This is a genomic window from Calidithermus timidus DSM 17022 (assembly GCF_000373205.1).
GTDB classification, from domain to species: domain Bacteria; phylum Deinococcota; class Deinococci; order Deinococcales; family Thermaceae; genus Calidithermus; species Calidithermus timidus.
The window spans coordinates 342132-356930 of record NZ_KB890688.1; the positions used below are offsets into that span (position 1 = coordinate 342132).

At 65.3% G+C, this 14799-nt stretch carries 11 protein-coding genes and 1 tRNA gene; 10 read left to right on the forward strand and 2 right to left on the reverse strand.

Annotated elements, in window-relative coordinates:
- Positions 1-104: 104 nt before the first annotated feature.
- Entirely contained in the window at positions 105-2120 is a 2016-nt protein-coding gene (gene ligA, locus B047_RS0104860; protein ID WP_018465836.1) for an NAD-dependent DNA ligase LigA, read from the forward strand.
- A 124-nt stretch (positions 2121-2244) separates the two neighbouring features.
- Here the strand turns inward: ligA and B047_RS18525 are convergent, their stop codons facing one another.
- Complete coding sequence (locus B047_RS18525; RefSeq protein WP_018465837.1) at positions 2245-4914, reverse strand: G8 domain-containing protein; 2670 nt, start codon at positions 4912-4914, stop codon at positions 2245-2247.
- 189 nt (positions 4915-5103) lie between these two features.
- Here B047_RS18525 and B047_RS0104870 point away from each other — a divergent pair.
- The 8 genes from B047_RS0104870 (at position 5104) to B047_RS0104905 (ending at position 11330) form a co-directional block, all read left to right on the forward strand.
- Positions 5104-5180: transfer RNA gene (locus B047_RS0104870), tRNA-Pro, on the forward strand.
- A 64-nt stretch (positions 5181-5244) separates the two neighbouring features.
- Positions 5245-5610: a hypothetical protein gene (locus tag B047_RS0104875; RefSeq protein WP_018465838.1), complete on the forward strand. Its 366-nt coding sequence runs from the start codon at positions 5245-5247 to the stop codon at positions 5608-5610.
- Positions 5607-6131: an RsmD family RNA methyltransferase gene (locus tag B047_RS0104880; protein WP_040779209.1), complete on the forward strand. Its 525-nt coding sequence runs from the start codon at positions 5607-5609 to the stop codon at positions 6129-6131. Before B047_RS0104875 ends, B047_RS0104880 begins: the two co-directional genes overlap by 4 nt.
- A gap of 36 nt (positions 6132-6167) precedes the next feature.
- Complete coding sequence (coaD, locus tag B047_RS0104885; protein WP_018465840.1) at positions 6168-6662, forward strand: pantetheine-phosphate adenylyltransferase; 495 nt, start codon at positions 6168-6170, stop codon at positions 6660-6662.
- Between the two features lie 33 nt (positions 6663-6695).
- On the forward strand, positions 6696-8303 hold the full coding sequence (locus B047_RS0104890; RefSeq protein ID WP_018465841.1) for an aldehyde dehydrogenase family protein: 1608 nt from the start codon (positions 6696-6698) through the stop codon (positions 8301-8303).
- On the forward strand, positions 8300-8779 hold the full coding sequence (locus B047_RS0104895; protein WP_018465842.1) for a hypothetical protein: 480 nt from the start codon (positions 8300-8302) through the stop codon (positions 8777-8779). Before B047_RS0104890 ends, B047_RS0104895 begins: the two co-directional genes overlap by 4 nt.
- A 13-nt stretch (positions 8780-8792) precedes the next feature.
- Positions 8793-10025: a threonine ammonia-lyase gene (gene ilvA / locus B047_RS0104900; RefSeq protein WP_018465843.1), complete on the forward strand. Its 1233-nt coding sequence runs from the start codon at positions 8793-8795 to the stop codon at positions 10023-10025.
- 69 nt (positions 10026-10094) lie between these two features.
- Complete coding sequence (locus B047_RS0104905; RefSeq protein ID WP_018465844.1) at positions 10095-11330, forward strand: aspartate aminotransferase family protein; 1236 nt, start codon at positions 10095-10097, stop codon at positions 11328-11330.
- A gap of 39 nt (positions 11331-11369) precedes the next feature.
- Here the strand turns inward: B047_RS0104905 and B047_RS17810 are convergent, their stop codons facing one another.
- Positions 11370-12230, reverse strand: a complete 861-nt coding sequence (locus tag B047_RS17810; RefSeq protein ID WP_157205808.1) for a hypothetical protein — start codon at positions 12228-12230, stop codon at positions 11370-11372.
- 168 nt (positions 12231-12398) lie between these two features.
- On the opposite strand from B047_RS17810, the gene rnr reads away from it, so the two are divergent.
- Positions 12399-14774, forward strand: coding sequence for a ribonuclease R (rnr, locus tag B047_RS0104910; protein ID WP_018465845.1), 2376 nt, complete (start codon positions 12399-12401; stop codon positions 14772-14774).
- Positions 14775-14799: the final 25 nt, after the last annotated feature.

Below are 14799 nucleotides of genomic sequence, written 5' to 3' on the forward strand. Positions count from 1 at the left end.
TGGCACATTTCGTGAGTCTTGCAAAGCATTGGCTGCGGTGGGCACGAAGCAGGTGGGATGGAGGTGGCGTTTCGCTCAGAGCATAATCGGGGTAGACTTTAGCCATGGAGAATTCCGAGGCCTACAGGCGAATCCTCGAGCTGCGGGAGGCGTTGCGCTACCACAACTACCGCTATTACGTCCTCGACGCGCCGGTAATTTCCGATGCCGAGTATGACCGCATGCTGGCCGAACTCAAGCGCCTCGAGGAGCAGCATCCCCAGTGGGTCACCCCCGACTCGCCCACCCAGGTGGTGGGGGGCGGGGTGCTCGAGACCACCTTCGCCCCCATCGCTCACCCCACCCCGCTCTATTCCCTGGACAACGCCTTTGGCCAGCAGGACATCGTCGAGTTCGAAGCCCGAGTGGCGCGTGCGCTGGGGTTGCCGGGGCCCTTCAACTACACCCTGGAGTACAAGATTGACGGGCTGTCGATCAATTTGCTCTACCAAGACGGCGTGCTGGTGTGGGGGGCTACCCGCGGCAACGGCACCGTGGGCGAGGACGTGACCCCCAACCTGCTGGGCGTCGCCGGGGTTCCACGGCGGGTGGCCTTTTCGGGGCCGCTGGAGGTGCGGGGGGAAGTCTACCTACCCATCTCCGCTTTCCTCGAGCTCAACGCCCGGTTGGAGGAGGAAGGCAACCCACCGTTCAAGAATCCCCGCAACGCCGCGGCGGGCTCTTTGCGGCAGAAAGACCCTCGCGTCAGCGCCGGTCGGGGTCTGAGGAGTTATTTCTACGGGGTCGGGCTGGGGATGAACGCCCTGGGGGTGGCGGGTCAGTCCGAACTGTTGGAGCGGTTGGCCGAGCTAGGCTTCGCCGTCGAACCCCACCATCGCCGGGTTACGGGCGCGCAGGAGGTTGAGGCGGCCTATCGGGAGATGCTCTCCCGGCGGCGGGAGCTGCCCTTCGAGGCCGATGGCATTACGGTCAAGGTGGACGAATTCCGCTTGCAGCGGGAGCTGGGCTTCACTGCCAAGAGCCCGCGCTGGGGCATTGCCTACAAATTTCCCGCAGAGGAAAAGACCACCCGCGTGCTGGGCGTGACCTTTCAGGTCGGGCGCACCGGCAGGGTGACCCCGGTGGCCGAGCTCGAGCCCGTCGACCTCGAGGGCTCCACGGTGAGCCGGGTGACTTTGCACAACGAGAGCTACATCGCCGAGCTGGGCTTGCGCATCGGGGACACGGTGTTGATACACAAGTCGGGCGGGGTGATCCCCGAGGTGCTGCGGGTGCTCGAGGAGCGGCGCACGGGAAGTGAGCACCCGGTGGTGTGGCCTACCCACTGCCCTGAGTGCCGGAGTGAGCTGGTGCTCTCGGGCAAAGTACACCTATGCCCCAACCCGCTGTGCCCAGCCAAGGCCTTCGAGTCCATACGGCACTACGCCAGCCGCCGGGCCATGGACATCCAGGGCTTAGGGGAGAAGCTCATCGAGCAACTGCTGGCGACGGGCCTAGTCGAGAATGTGGCCGACCTTTACAAGCTGCGCCTGGAGGACATCGCCAGCCTCGAGCGCAAGGCCGAGAAGAGCGCAAGGAAGCTGCTCGAGCAGATCGAAGCCTCCAAGCATCGGGGACTGGAGCGTCTGCTCTTCGGCCTGGGCCTGCCTCAGGTGGGGGAAGCGCTGGCGCGCACCCTGGCCCGCCGCTTCGGCCACCTCGACCGCATCATCGCGGCTTCGGTGGAGGAACTCGACGCGGTGGAAGATGTGGCCGAAACCACGGCCAAGGCCATCTACGAGGCGCTGCACAAGCCCCAGATGCTACGGCTCATCGAGGCCCTGCGCCAGGCCGGGGTCGAGTTCGAGGCCAAGGAGAAGCCCAAAGGCGACGCACTGACTGGCCTGACTTTTGTGCTCACCGGCGAGCTTTCCCGCCCCCGCGAGGAGGTGAGCCGCGAGCTCGAGGCCCTCGGCGCCAAGGTCGCGGGCTCGGTGAGCAAGAAGACCAGCTACGTGGTGGCCGGGCCGGGGGCGGGGAGCAAGCTCCAGAAGGCGAAGGAACTCGGCGTTCCGGTGCTGGATGAGGAGGGGTTGCGGGCTTTGCTGGCGGAGAAGGCAGGGGTGGTGGATGGCCGGTAGCCAGGCGCCGGGCGTGGATCGTGCGTTCTAAGCCGTACGCAAGGCGCAAGATGTGAGGCGCCTCGATCCTCAACGCCGGCTGGGAGGGTCGAGGGCTGCCCACTCCCTGCCATCCATGGCGGCCTCACTTGCACTCGAGCGTCGCGCAGATGTGGTAGTTGACCGAGGCGCTGCGCTTGCCCTCGAGGTCGGCCTGGGTGAGGGAGAGCTTGAGGTAGACGGTGTCGCCCTCGCGGTAGTAGACCTTGCCCGTGGTGTCGGCGTCGAGCTCGGCCAGGGTGGCGACGCGGGTGGTCTTGTTGTTCCTCTCGCTGAAGTAGTAGTTGCGGTAGATCCACACGTCGCCGCTGGGGACTGGGAGCGCGATCCGCACGAAGGAGCCGGCGCTGCCCTGGGGGAAGGTGCCGTCGGGCAGGGCACGGAGGTTGTAGCCCACGCGGAGCTTGGCGCTGCGGTTGGCAGTGCCGAAGGCCACGCTGTAGGTGAAGGGGTTGGCGGTGCCGGGGCGGTTGGCGATCAGGCGGGCCTCGAAGTAGGTGAAGGCATTGGGCATGCCCCACAGCCGGGTGCTGGGGCCGCCGTCGCGGGTGAGGGTGAGGGCGCTCGAGAGGTCGTTACCCGCCAGCGGCTTGGGGCTGGGCTCCTCGTTGCTGATGGAGAGGGTGCCGTAGAGGTGGCCGCAGACGTGGGCGTTCCAGTCGGCCCGGGCGCTGCAGTCGGCGGTGAGCAGGAAGGGGTTGTCGACCACCACCGACTGGCCCGCGCTGCCGGTCAAGCTGCCGTCGGCGTCGTAGAACACGGCGGTGCGGTAGCCGTCGTGGGGGTCCTTGCCGCCGGCGGCGAAGCAGGGGTCGGGCGGCGGGTCGTAGGTGACGGCGGTATTTCCCGGCTCGATCTTGACGTTTTTCACGTAGTTCTGCCCGCTGAGCCCGAAGCTCGTCCAACGCAGGGTGCCGATGGCGGCATTGCGCACGGTAAGGGTGGCGGTCTTGACCCCGTTGCAGTAGAGATCGCGCTGGACCGTACCCGAGAACTTGCGGAAGGTGGTCCCCTCCACGCCCACGTGGCCGTCGTAGTGCTCGAAGCCCACCAGGCCGGTGATCCAGGTGCCGCTGATGCGGGTGGTACCGTTGGCGCTCTCGCCCACGATCAGGCCGCCCTCGAGGTAGCTCTTGTTGGAGGCGAAGGTCACGCCGATGGCGTTGTCGCCGAGCTTGGGGTTGCTCAGGCGGTGGTTGACCCCGCGCAGCCACACCCCGCGTACGCCGCTCTTGTAGGCCACGAAGTCCTTGAAGTCGGCGACGACGGGCGGGTTCTTGGCGTCGTCACTCTCGCTACCTTTAGGGTCGGTGCGCGGGTTGTAGACCGTGGTCACCCCGTCGGTGAGATCGGCGAGCTTGTGGTCCTTGCAGGCGTTGCGGTCGGCATCGCCAGGGCAGAGCTTGGAGTCGTGTGAGCGATCGACGTTGAGCCCGTCGTTCTGCACCGAGTGGGCCACGTTGGCGCTGAACTCGCCCAGGGCGGTGGTCCGGGGCCGGATGTCGTTCATCCAGGTGAGGTCCTGGTTGGCACGCCCGAAGGGGATGGGGCGCTTGGGCAGCGCATACCAGTAGCCGGTGCCGGCCTCGGCGACCGCGTTGCCCGTGAGGCGGTTGGCGGGGTGGGTGATCCAGAACCCGGCTGGGTTGCTGTCGGAGGGGATGAGGCGCTGGTCATCCTTGAGCGCGCGCACCAGCACGGCGAGGTTGCCCGAGAGGACGTTCTCGGTCTCGCTGCCCTCCTCGAGGAAGTAGCAGTGCCCGAAGGTGTCGAAGGCGACGTTGCCCTCCACGCGCAGCTTGTTGGTCCCGTGGATCACAAGGCAGCGGTTGAAGCTCTCGCGGATGCTGCTGGACTTCAAGTAGGAGCTGGCCCCCCCGTCCCCGATTTGGTGGAAGTGGACGGGGTAGCGCCCGAACTTGCCCTTCTGGCCCATGTTGCGCAGCTCCACCCAGCTCAGCCTGGCGCTGCCGCCCATCACCATTAGGTGCCCACCGACCTGGTAGGCTGCCGAGCTGCTGTCGCGGGCTTTCTCGTCGCTGCGCACCACCACGTTGCGGGTGAGCAGCCCCACCTCGGCGAACTGGGGGATGCCGTCGGCGTCGGCGCCGTAGTGGCCGTAGCTGAGGGGCGCTTCCAGGGTGATCCTGGGGCCGTTGACCGCCCTGATGATGGCCCGCTCGCTGCGCGGCTTGGCCGGGTCCACGCCCGCCTGCCAGCCGTAGTGGTCGGTCGAGGCGATGACGATCTCGGCTCCCACCGGCCAGTCCACGGCCTTCTCGAGCACGATCTCGGTCGCGCCTTTGGCCGCCGTGGCCCCCAGCCGGGTCCAGCTGGAGATGTAGGGCTTGCCGTGGAGCTCGAGCACCCCCGCACCCATCACCCCCAGCACCTTAGCGCCCATGTTCATCACGTTGTCGGCGAGATTGTTGCTGGTGAGGACGATCTCGGCCTTGTGGGTGAAGGGATTGTCCTCGGTGCCCACCTCGAGCCGCCCGTGTACCATGACCCAGTCGGCCTGCAGCGTGAGGTCCTTGCGATCGAAGACCAAGGCGCCATCGATGGTTAGGCCGCGCAGAGGCGGCGGGTTCTCGTCGAGCAGGACGCTGGTGCCTTGTGGGATGGTGACTTCCTGGCCCGGCTGGGTGGGCCTGTTGCTCCACTGCGACCACCTGACGTCGATGGGGGTGCTAGTAGGGGGCTTGGTGCAGGCCGCTAATAGCACGATCAGTCCGAGATAGAGCCCTCTGTGCATACGCCTCCTCTTTGAGGCTAGCGGAGCGCTGAAGTTTTTTGGGGTTTTCGGGGTTAATGGCCGCTTAATCACCTGAAGATCTGCTCCTGAAGCTACGCCTGGCTGGGCGGCCAAGGCTGCCGTCCTTCGCCTCGTGAAGCGGCGTCGGCTAGACAAAATCCCCTTGCCTGTCTATACTTGGGTGCCGGACGAGGAGTAGCGCAGCCTGGTAGCGCACCTGGTTCGGGTCCAGGGGGTCGGAGGTTCGAATCCTCTCTCCTCGACCAAGCCCGAGAAGCCGCCGAAAGGCGGCTTTTGCCTTGGGGTACAATGCCCTGCAGAGGTTTGACTATGCGTCTTTACTCACTCCTGCTGATCGTTTTCGTCTCGCTGGCGCTGGCCCAGCCAGAGCCGTACAAGCTCAAGGTGCAGAGCTGGAGCTGCAAGCTCGAGGGCCGCAGCGTGGTCGCTGAGGGGGTAGTGCTCAACCTCACCCCCGCCGTCCTGCGCGACGTTCGCGCCAACCTGCAGGTGTCGGTGGGTGCGCAGCTCGCCACCAACTCCGCGTTCATCAGCCTGCGGGCGCTGAACGGCGGCAAGACCAGCGCCTTCCGGGTGAGCGTGCCCAAGCCTGCTGCCGGGAGCTATAGCTGCAAGATCTGGTTCCGCAACCCCCAGGCGGTGCAGATCCCCACCTTGGTGCCCTCCCCGCGATGAGCCTACGCATCCTGGGCGGAAGCGCACGGGGTGTGGCCCTCAAGGTGCCCGCCTCGGCCCGTCCTAGCCCGGTACGTCTGCGCAAGGCCCTGTTCGATTACCTGCGGCTGCGCTATCCGCAGCGGGGAAAGTTCCTCGACCTGTACGCGGGGTCGGGGGCGATCGGCCTCGAGGCGGCCAGCGAGGGCTTCGAGGTGACGCTGGTGGAACTCGACCGGCAGGCCCAGCGGTTTTTGCGCGAGAACGCCATGAGGGCCAGGCTCGAGGTGCACATAGAGCCCATGGCAGTCGAGCGCTACCTCGAGCTCGCCGCACGGAGAGGACAGCGCTTTGTGGTGGCCTTTATGGCCCCACCCTACCCTCATGATCTCCTGCGGGACTTTCAGCGGCTGCTCGAGGCCGATATCGTCGAGCCGGGCGGTCTGCGCATCCTACAGCACCCCACCGAGCTGCACCTACCCATGGGCGAGCGCCGGGTTTACGGCACCAACTGTTTGACCATCGTGTGCCAGGAGCCTTGAGTGGGATAGACTTTCCCTTGCTTTTCTGGAGGACACATGCACGTGGTTTACCCTGGTAGCTTCGACCCATTGCACAACGGCCACCTCGATGTGATTCGGCGGGCCAGCGGCCTGTTCGAGCGCGTCACGGTGGCGGTATTGGAGAACCCTTCCAAGCGTGGGCAGCAGCTCTTCAGCGCCGAGGAGCGTGTTCACATCATCCGCGACGCAGTGGCCCAGGCCAACCTCGGCAACGTTCAGGTCCACACCTTCCAGGGCCTGCTGGTGGACTTTCTCAAGTCGCTCGGCGCCAAAGTGATTGTCAAGGGTCTGCGGGCGGTCTCGGACTACGAGTACGAACTGCAGATGGCCCACCTCAACCGGCAATACCCGCCCCACCCGGAGACGCTGTTCATCATGGCCGCTACCCGCTGGTCCTTCATCTCCAGCACCATGGTCAAGGAGATCGCCCGCTACGGCGGCGACGTGAGCGAGATGGTGCCCCCGGCGACCCTCGAGGCCCTGCTGTACAAGCAGCAGGCCCAGCAGTAGGCCTGAGGCCGAGACTCGGATTAGGATAGCCCTATGAACACATTCAAGAGCAAATACGGTAATGCCCTGGAGATCGGTCACCTCATCGGCGGGGAGGAGGTGTTTGAGGGGGGAGTGCTCGAGCGGCGCAACCCCTCCGACTGCGAGGACCTCACCGCCCGTTTCCCGGAAGCCTCCAAGGAAACGGTGCGACGAGCCGCTCAGGCCGCCCGCAAAGCCTTCGAGGAGTGGTCACGCACTCCTGCGCCGGTGCGGGGTGGCGTGCTGATGAACTTCGCCAGCGTGCTGACCCGCGAGAAGGAGACCCTCAGCCGCCTGATGGTACGTGAGATCGGCAAGACCCTCAAGGAAGCCCGCGGGGACGTGCAGGAGGCCATCGACACCGCGGTGTTCTTCGCTTCGGAGGGGCGGCGGCTCTACGGCCAGACCGTGCCCAGCGAGATGGCCAATAAGGAGCTCTTCACCTTCCGCCGCCCCCTGGGGGTGGCGGGCATGATCACTGCGGGCAACTTCCCCATCGCCGTGCCCTCTTGGAAGATCATCCCGGCGGTGCTCACCGGCAATACTGTCGTCTGGAAGCCCTCGGAAGACTCGCCAGCCCTCTCCTACGTCTTCGTCAGGCTCTTCGAGGAGGCTGGGTTGCCGCCGGGCGTGGTCAACGTGGTCTTTGGCGGGGGCAAGGACTCCACGGGTCAATGGCTCATCGAGCTGATGGACGAGGGCCTGCTCAACAAGTTCGCCTTCACCGGCAGCACCGCTGTGGGCCGTCAGATCGGGGAGGTGGCTGGGCGCAACCTCATCCGCCCCACCCTCGAGCTCGGCGGCAAGAATCCCCTGATCGTGCTGGCTGATGCCGACCTCGAGCTGGCGGTGGAGGGGGCTTGGTGGAGCGCTTTTGCCACCGGCGGCCAGCGTTGCACCAGCGCGGGCAACCTCATCGTCGAGGAGTCCATTTACGAGGAGTTCAAGCGGCGCTTCCTCGAGAAGACCGAGTCCACAGTGGTGGGCAACCCCCTGCTCTACGACGACCTGACCTACGGCCCCTTCATGAACGAGCGCCTCTTCCAGCGCTGGAGCGAGCACTACCGGTGGGGAGAGCAAGACGGGGCAAAGCTGCTCTTCGGCTCTGGGCGCATCACCTCGAGCAACCCTTACCCCCGCTTCAAGGGCGACCCCGACGCAGGAATCTTCGGTACCCCCACGGTCTGGGAGGCCGCGCCGGGGATGCGCCAGTTTGAGCAGGAGATCTTCGGCCCTACCATCAATTTGGTCAAGGCTAAGGACCTCGAGCAGGCCCTCGAGTACGCCAACGCGCACCCCTACGGGCTTTCCTCCGCCATCTACACCAACCACCGCCACTCGGCCTACCGCTTTAAGGTGGGGATCAAGGCGGGCATGAGCAGCATCAACAACTCCACCGTGGGGGCCGAGGCCCACCTGCCCTTCGGCGGGATTCGCGGCAGCGGCAACGGCACCCGCGAGAGCGGGGTATGGGTGATCGAGGAATACACCTACTGGCACGCGGTCAACGAGGAGTACTCGGGTCGGCTCCAGCTTGCCCAGATGGACACCGCCTACGCCCAGGCCCGCGAGGCCACCGACTGGGCCAGGCTGCTGGGGCTTCAGGAGATTGTCCGATGAAAAAGGCCCTTGGGTTGCTCCTGCTGGCGCTGGCTTTGGGGGCCTGTGCGCCGCAGATCGAAGCCAGCAAGGGCGAGATGGTCTTCGAGGGCGTAGCCGCCAGCACCGACGCCCTGGTCAGCCGCAGCGATCCTTCCTACCGCCCCGACTTTACCGCGCCCTTCGCTTCCGAGCTGGCGGTGTTCTACTCGCTGCGGGTGGTGCCTCCGGCGGGTTACGGCCCCTTCGCGGTAGTGCAGCAGCCCTCCAATCCCAAGGAGGTGCAAGTCTCCTACCTAGCCCGCAAGGTGGATGCTCAAGGCAAGGTGCTGGGGACCATCAAGATGGCCTGGCTCATCCGCGAGCGCGGCCAAGGGCTGGTGAGCATCTTCCTCAACAGCCGCAGCGACGACCCTCAAGTAGATGTAGTGGCGCTGGAGGCCCAGGCGCTGAGCTACCTCACCTCCCGCTTCCGCCTGCTGGCGAGCGGACGCTAGGGGGCGCCTGGCGATGAGTCTCACGCTAGCGGAGATTCGGGCGGCTCAGAGAACGCTCGAGGGCATCGTCGCTTCAACCCCGCTGCTGGCCGATGAGGTGCTCTCCGGGGAACTCGGCGCGAGGGCCTACGTCAAGGCCGAGTGCCTGCAAAAGAGCGGCTCGTTCAAGATTCGCGGAGCCTACAACAAGATCAGTCACCTCTCGAAGGAGGAGAAGGCCAGGGGTGTGATTGCACCCTCGGCGGGCAACCACGCCCAGGGCGTGGCGCTGGCGGCCCGGCTACACGGCATCCGCGCGGTGATCGTGATGCCGCAGTACGCGCCGCTGACCAAGGTCAAGGCCACCCAGGCCCTGGGGGCGGAGGTGGTGTTGCAGGGCCTCACCTTCGACGACGCCGCCGCTCACGCCCGTGAACTGGCTCAGCGGCACGGCTACACCTGGGTCCACGCCTTCGACGACGAGCAAGTGATCGCGGGCCAGGGGACCATCGGCCTCGAGATCCTCGCCGCCCTCCCGGAGGTGAGCATTTTGGTGGTGCCCATCGGCGGCGGGGGCCTCATTTCCGGCGTCGCCATCGCGGCCAAGAGCCTCAAGCCCTCGCTGCGGGTGGTGGGCGTACAGGCGGCGGGCTGCGCTCCGGTGCGGCCCTCGCTCGAGGCCGGGCATCCCGTGGCCGTCACCGCTGCCCAGACCATCGCCGACGGCATCGCCGTCAAGCGCCCCGGCGACCTCACCCTCCCCCTGATCAAGCAGTACGTCGACGAGGTGGTCGAAGTCAGCGACGATGAGATCGCCAGGGGTATCTTCCACTGCGCCCAGAACAGCAAGCTGGTGGTGGAAGGGGCGGGTGCGGCGGGCGTGGCTGCTTTGCTGGCCGGCAGAGTTCTGCTGCGCCCTGACGAGGTGGTCTGCACCGTGCTGTGCGGGGGTAACATCGACGGCAACCTGCTTTCTCGGGTCATCGAGCAGGTGCTGGTGCGTCAGGGCCGCTACATTCTGCTCAAGCTCTCGCTGGTCGATCGCCCTGGAGCCCTGGCCCGCATCGTCGAGAAGGTGGCCGAGGCTGGGGCCAACGTGGTGGACATCTTTCACCGCCGGGCGCTGTGGCTGGCCCCGCTGGGTAAGGTGGGCGTGGAACTGGTGCTCGAGGTGCGCGATGACGAACACGGGCGCGAGGTGGTGGCGCGGCTCGAGGGCGCCGGCTATCACGTTGAACGCGAGAACCTGGGCCTGTGGCCGGAATAGGGGCTGAGAGAAGTGTGGGGCCATGGCCTTATGCCTTGCGTACGATGACTTTATACTACAATCGCCCTGATGGAAGCTTTCGACTGGTACGAGAAGCACGTCAACCCCGGGCTCGCGGGCCTGCTCCGCTTCACCGGGCTCGATAAGGTGGAATCCCACGCCGAAGGGGTTTACGTGTGGGACACCGAGGGCAAGCGCTACCTGGACTTCTTGGGGCTCTACGGCACGCTCTCGCTGGGGCACCGGCACCCCCGGGTAGTCGAGGCGGTCAAGGCCCAGCTCGAGCGCATGCCCATGTCGGTGCGGGTGATGGTCTCCGAGCCCACCGCCCGTCTGGCCCACCGGCTGGCCGAGATCACCCCCGGCGACCTCTCGATGGTCTTCTTCGGCAACTCGGGCGCCGAGGCCGTGGAGGCCGCGCTCAAGTTCGCCCGCATCCACACCCAGCGGCCCGGTTTCATCACCACCAAGAACGGCTACCACGGCAAGACCTACGGGGCACTCTCCGTGACGCCCAAGGAGCACTACCAGCTCCCGGCGGCCCCACTGGTGCCCGGCGTGACGGTGGTGCCCTTTGGCGATGCCAAGGCCCTCGAGGAAGCCATCGCTCCCGATACGGCGGCGGTGATCCTCGAGCCCATCCAGGGGGAGGGCGGCATCCGGATCCCGCCGGAGGGCTACCTGCGTGAGGTGCGGCGCATTACCCGCGAGAAGAGCGTGCTGCTCATCGTCGATGAAGTTCAAACCGGCCTGGGGCGCACCGGCAAGCTGTGGGGCGTGGACTGGGAGGGGGTCGAGCCCGACATCCTCACCAGCGCCAAGGCTTTGGGCGGGGGCGTGATGCCCATCAGCGCCACCATCGTGCGCCCCGAGATCTTCGAGGTTTACAAGCACGAGCCCCTGATCCACTCCACCACCTTCGGCGGCAACCCACTGGCCGCGGCGGCGGCCCTGGCGGCCATCGAGGTGACCCTAGAGCAAGACCTCCCGGCCCGCGCCCAGGAGATGGGCCAGTACCTCATGGCCTCCTTGAAGCAGCTCTGGGACGCCTACCCCGAGTTCATCGAGGAGGTGCGGGGGCGTGGCCTGATGGTGGGCCTGGAGTTCACCGACGCCGACATCGGCGCGCTGGTGGTGTCCGAGCTTGCTACCCGCGGCATCCTCACCGCCTTCGGGCTCAACAACCCCAAGGTGGTGCGCCTCGAGCCCCCCCTCATCGTGGAGAAGGCGCACATCGACCAGGCCGTCGAGGCGCTGGGGGAGAGCCTGGCGGCGACCAAGGTGGCGCTCGAGGGGGTGCTGTAACGGGGACCTCGAGGCGCCCCAGAAGCAGGAGCTTTGCGCTTAGTAGCCGCCGGTGATCGTGTAACCGATGCCCTGCGCTACGAATGCGTTCCAGTCGGTCGCGCTGCACTGCGCCGGCGCGGCCGAGCAACTGGAAGCTGTGGCCGGATATTTATATTGCTCGCCGTAGTAGCGGCGACCCGTGCCAAAAGCGTAGATTTTTCTGACGCTGCGTGGCGATACAGTTTGTGAAACCGTCCAGGTGCGACTAGTGGAGGACTGCCAATTGATCGAGTATTTGATTTTTCCTTGGTCGAAGCCGCCACTGATTGAAGAAGTAGCCGTATGACTGACGGTGATGCTGATGATTGCAGGTTGGTCGGTGTGGTTTCTGAGCGCTCCGACAAAAGCCTTGCAGCAATCCCCGTCGGATGAATAGCCCACCCTGGTATCGATCTTGTAACCAAGAATGCAACACACCTGCTGCGGTACGGGACTATCGCTAGAAACCTCAGATAGCGCGGGAGGCTCGTTGCGTGGGTTGTTCCACACAGGGAAGTAGACGACGGCTCCATCAGGTTCGATATCGACGATGAAAGAACCGGTTTTGCGTACGACCTCAACTGGGTTTATGAACGGCCCTGTGTCCAAGTCTTTTGAAATTTGATCGCCGACTTGGACAAATGTCACAGCCTTATATGGAATCATAGCCGTCTGGTTTCCAGGCTCACGAGCTAGCTTGAGAGTTCTCAGTACTTCACCCTTGAGAAAGTCTGAGACGATAACATCCCCAACCGATTCTATCTTGGTTCCACTCCAATCAAATTGGGTAGGCATTTGTTCCTTGATTTCTGGGGTCTTCTTGCTACATCCAATGAGCAGGAAAAGAGCTAGAAATGAAAAGACAATGCGTTTTCCCACAAGCTCCTCCCTCGGTTATTTTATAAAATCTATAATATAACTGTCAAGAACCAAATTTAATATATGATGATCTGTATACGATCTAACTAACCGAAGACAATCCGACAGATATGCTAGACTTACTGTGCTAGACCTACGGAGATGTAGCAACTAGTAGCTACGAAAACCATGACCGACACAATTCTCGAATTTCTGCGCAAGCAGCCGGACAAGCAGTACGGGCTGCGAGAGATTATCCGTAGCCTGCGCCTCGAGCGGGCTGAAGCCAAGGAGTCGCTGGACCGGCTGGTGGCCGAGGGCAAGCTGATCGAAACGCGTCGGCACACCTACGTGCTGCCCGGTGCGGGATCGGAGATCCGCAAGCCCGTGGGCGGGCGGCCCGGGCGGGGCTTCGTCGCCAAGCTCCAGGTGCACCCGCTGGGCTTTGGCTTCGCGATGCCCGAGGAGCCGGGGCGCGAAGACCTCTACATCCCCAAAGGCTCGCTCGCCGGGGCCTGGCACGGCGACCGGGTGGTGGTGGTGCCGCAGCCGCCGGGGCGCGACCGCAAGCCCTGGGGGGTGGTGGCGGAGGTGCTCGAGCGCGCCCGCGACCGTATGACCGGGCGGCTCGACTTCAAGCGCGGCTTCGCCTGGCTCATCTCCGACGACCCCAAGCTACCGCGCATGATCAAGCTGATGCCGCTGGGCCTGGGTGGGCTCGAGGCCGGAGCCCGTATCGCCGTCAAGATCAACTACCCCGACCGGCCGGGCCACGAACCCTACGGCGAGTTTCTGGAATACCTGGGGCAGGCCGACGACCCCCAGAGCGAGACCGAGGCGGTCATCGTCAAGCACAACCTCCTCAAGGAGTTCAGCCCCGAGGCCCTGGCCGAGGCCGAGCGCATCTCCTTCGAGATCCCGCCGTCCGAGCTCGAGCGCCGCAGTGACTTCCGCGGCCTCAACATCTTCACCATCGACGGCGCCGACGCCAAGGACTTCGACGACGCCATCCATGTCGAGCGGCTGCCCAAGGGCATCTTCCGCGTCGGGGTGCACATCGCCGACGTATCCCACTACGTCAAAGAGCACAGCGCCCTCGACAAGGACGCCTACGCCCGTGCGACCAGTGTCTACCTGCCAGGCCGGGTGCTGCCCATGCTTCCCGAGCGACTGTCCAACGGGGTTTGCTCGCTGGTGCCCGGCGAGGATCGTCTGGTGCTTTCGGTGCTGCTGGACATCGATAAGGATGGCCACATCCGTGACTACCAGCTCAGGGAAGGCGTCATCCGCAGCGTGGCCCGCCTGACCTACAACCAGGTGCAGGACTACGCCGAGGGTAAGCCCCTGCCTGAGGAATATAGCTTCCTGGCCGCCGACCTGACCCTGCTGCTCGCGCTCACCAAGGCCCTCAAGGAGGACCGCCTCGCGCACGGTGCCCTGGACTTTCATTTCAGCGAGGTCAAAGTGGAGGTGGGGGAGGAGGGCAGCCTGCACCTGATCCCTATCCGCGAGCCCGACGCTCGCAGCCTCGTCGAGGAGCTGATGTTGCTGGCCAACCGCACCGTGGCCCGCCACCTCTTCGAGCGGGGTATCCCCGCGCTGTTCCGCGTGCACGAGGACCCTACGGAGAAGGCCTATGCCGAGCTGGTGCAGAACCTGGCCCGGCTGGGCTACAAGCTTCCCCACGGTGAGCCTAGCCCTAAGGCTCTGCAGGAAATCCTCAAGCAGGCCGAAGGGAAACCCGAGGAGAAGGTGGTCTCGAGCCTGCTGCTGCGCTCGCTGCGCCTGGCCCGCTACGCCGCGGAGAACTTGGGCCACTTCGGCTTGGCCGCCGAGCACTACCTGCACTTCACCAGCCCCATCCGTCGCTATCCCGACCTGGTGGTGCACCGCGTGCTGAAGGCGCTGCTCAGGAAGCGCATCACCGAGAAAAAACGCGCCGAGTGGGCCGAGCGCTTCCCCGACATGGCCCTCCACGCCTCCGAGCGCGAGCGCGCCGCCGAGGAAGCCGAACGCGACCTGACCAAGTTCTACCAGTGCCTGTGGGCACAGGGGCAGGTCGGGCAGACGTTTGGGGGCATCGTCAGCGGCGTCACCGACTTCGGGGTCTTCGTGGCTTTGGAGAACGGCGTCGAGGGCATGATCCGCCTGGAGAACCTCCGCGACGACTACTACCACTACACCCCCGACCTGCTGGCCTTAGTAGGCCAGCGCAGCAAGCGGCGTATCCGCATCGGGGATGCGCTCGAGGTCTCCATCATGGCTGCCAACCCCGCCGCCCGCCAGATCGACATGGAGCCCGCACGGGCTGAGGGCCAGGCCCGCTCCGGCAAACCAGCCAAGCGCGAGAAGCCCGCCAAGGCAGGCCCTACACGGGGACGGGGCGGGGACAAAAAGGCCACCCGCAGCGCGGTAGGTCCTCCCGCCAAGCGTGAACGACCCGACCGAGGGGCCAGGGCCACGCTCAGCAAGATCTACTTTGGCGAGTGGAGCGGCAGCCCGGCTCCCGAACGCCCCTCGGAAAGCCAGTCCGGGTCCCGTCGCCGTAGGCGTCGCCGCTCCTAAGTATCTCACGAGCAGCTTCTCATCG

Coding starts and splice junctions, on each gene's coding strand:
- B047_RS0104905 (WP_018465844.1), top strand. CDS start 10,095: ATGGAAGCTTTCGACTGGTACGAGAAGCACGTCAACCCCGGGCTCGCG.
- B047_RS0104880 (WP_040779209.1), top strand. CDS start 5,607: ATGAGCCTACGCATCCTGGGCGGAAGCGCACGGGGTGTGGCCCTCAAG.
- coaD (WP_018465840.1), top strand. CDS start 6,168: ATGCACGTGGTTTACCCTGGTAGCTTCGACCCATTGCACAACGGCCAC.
- B047_RS0104875 (WP_018465838.1), top strand. CDS start 5,245: ATGCGTCTTTACTCACTCCTGCTGATCGTTTTCGTCTCGCTGGCGCTG.
- ilvA (WP_018465843.1), top strand. CDS start 8,793: ATGAGTCTCACGCTAGCGGAGATTCGGGCGGCTCAGAGAACGCTCGAG.
- B047_RS18525 (WP_018465837.1), bottom strand. CDS start 4,914: ATGCACAGAGGGCTCTATCTCGGACTGATCGTGCTATTAGCGGCCTGC.
- rnr (WP_018465845.1), top strand. CDS start 12,399: ATGACCGACACAATTCTCGAATTTCTGCGCAAGCAGCCGGACAAGCAG.
- B047_RS0104890 (WP_018465841.1), top strand. CDS start 6,696: ATGAACACATTCAAGAGCAAATACGGTAATGCCCTGGAGATCGGTCAC.
- ligA (WP_018465836.1), top strand. CDS start 105: ATGGAGAATTCCGAGGCCTACAGGCGAATCCTCGAGCTGCGGGAGGCG.
- B047_RS0104895 (WP_018465842.1), top strand. CDS start 8,300: ATGAAAAAGGCCCTTGGGTTGCTCCTGCTGGCGCTGGCTTTGGGGGCC.